Origin of the sequence: Microcystis sp. LE19-84.1B (assembly GCF_027531875.1) — a bacterium.
GTDB lineage: Bacteria > Cyanobacteriota > Cyanobacteriia > Cyanobacteriales > Microcystaceae > Microcystis > Microcystis panniformis.
This window is the reverse complement of the sequence record NZ_JAPZSR010000168.1, coordinates 1-1,458: the sequence shown is the minus strand read 5'-3', so window position 1 is coordinate 1,458 and position 1,458 is coordinate 1. Positions and strand designations below refer to the sequence as shown.

Sequence of the window (1,458 nt, the reverse complement as noted above, 5' to 3'; positions counted from 1 at the left end):
ATGAGTTATGGTCATTCGTATTTTCTCAGAAAATCAAGGTATATATTTGGTTAGCTATCGATAGAACTACCCGAGAAATAATTGGTTGTTATTGAGGAGATAGAAGCCGTGAATCAGCTAAAAAGATCGGGAAAAGTCTTCCAGGAGTTGAGCGACAATGTGCTGTTGCTTACACAGACTTTTGGGAGTCCTATAAGACAGTAATTCCTCGTAAACCTCATCGATCGGTCGGAAAAGAAACTGGTCAAACTAATCCTATTGAAAGATTAAATAATACCTTTCGACAAAGGATTTCTCGGTTTCTCGTCGGGGAGCATCTCACCTTACGACTCGCCTAAGCTCGGTTATCGCTTAAGGAATAGTGGTCAAGATCTGTTTATCGGAGCATCGGTTTTTGAGAATTGTCTATATGTTGGGCATTCATCCCATCCCTAAAAGCGAGGGACTTCTAGCGAGGGACGAATGCTGAGACTAAGTTAAATTCTTTTTCCCAAACTCACGCCCGCTAAACCAAAGGCTAACAGAGCAAGCAAGGAAGAAGGTTCGGGAACTTTGGTTGCAGCAAACTGAATCTCTGAGAAGCCAATGCGATTGTTCGCGCTGGGGTTATCGAATACCCCAAAGTTACTCAGATTAGTAAATCTAACATTAGTCGCAGCGACTGAGACAAAACTGAACGTCTGTGGGGTCTGATTGAAAAATGGGTCAAAAGTTCCTTGCGTAAAGGACATAGGAGCGCCACTCAGGGTACTCCAAGTTGTTCCACCGTTGTTGGAGTATTCAATCGTCACACTTTTAATTCCCTGACGGGTAAGCTCGGCACTACCACCGCCAAGGTTCCAGAAAGTAAACCCAGATAGATTATAGCTACCATTGAGATTAAAAGTGATAGTACCTGAGGGAATTGTGGTGCCCTGCGTGTTAGTTAAAGTATCTGACCGCCAAGAATTACCAATCAGCGACTGCCCGTGATCTCCCGTAAGACTCGGAGTGTTACCGGGCAGCCCTTGGCCGTTGACGGCATCGTTTAGACTCCATTGTGTTGATATGTTCGTTGAGGCAGTGACTCCAGGAATTAGAGTAGCAGCTTGGGCGTTTTGTGCCACACCCCACATTAAGCCGAAAGTGGTAGTGGATAAAACAAGGGTTTTGATAGTGAGTTTCACGGGAAAATCTCCTTAAAAGGCTAGGGACAGTCAAAAGGGTACAACGTACCCTCCCATATCATATTTTTTTTTTTTGCCAATGTCCACTACTTTTGATGTAGATTTTTTTTCCACGTTATGGTAAGGGAATCGGGGGACAGGTGGGGTCGTTTCTCACCGTTCGCTTAAATTGAAGGGGTAAGGTGGGCAAAAAAGGTTAAAATCCTTGTGTAGTCAAGTGTTGGCCAACAAGGAGTCGAGCAATTACGTCACAAACACAGTCAGAACGAATAGATGATCTCCCTCTAATTAT

The 1,458-nt window shown here is 44.0% G+C and carries 1 protein-coding gene and 1 pseudogene; one reads left to right on the top strand and one right to left on the bottom strand.

Annotated features, from left to right (window positions below; all coding sequences use genetic code 11):
• A pseudogene (locus O9324_RS10175) lies at positions 1-305 on the top strand (IS1 family transposase); the annotation flags it as partial.
• A 171-nt stretch (positions 306-476) separates the two neighbouring features.
• On the opposite strand, the gene O9324_RS10170 reads toward O9324_RS10175, so the two are convergent.
• A complete protein-coding gene (locus O9324_RS10170) occupies positions 477-1,166 on the bottom strand; it encodes a discoidin domain-containing protein (protein WP_288140123.1) in 690 nt (229 codons plus the stop codon).
• Positions 1,167-1,458 lie beyond the last annotated feature (292 nt).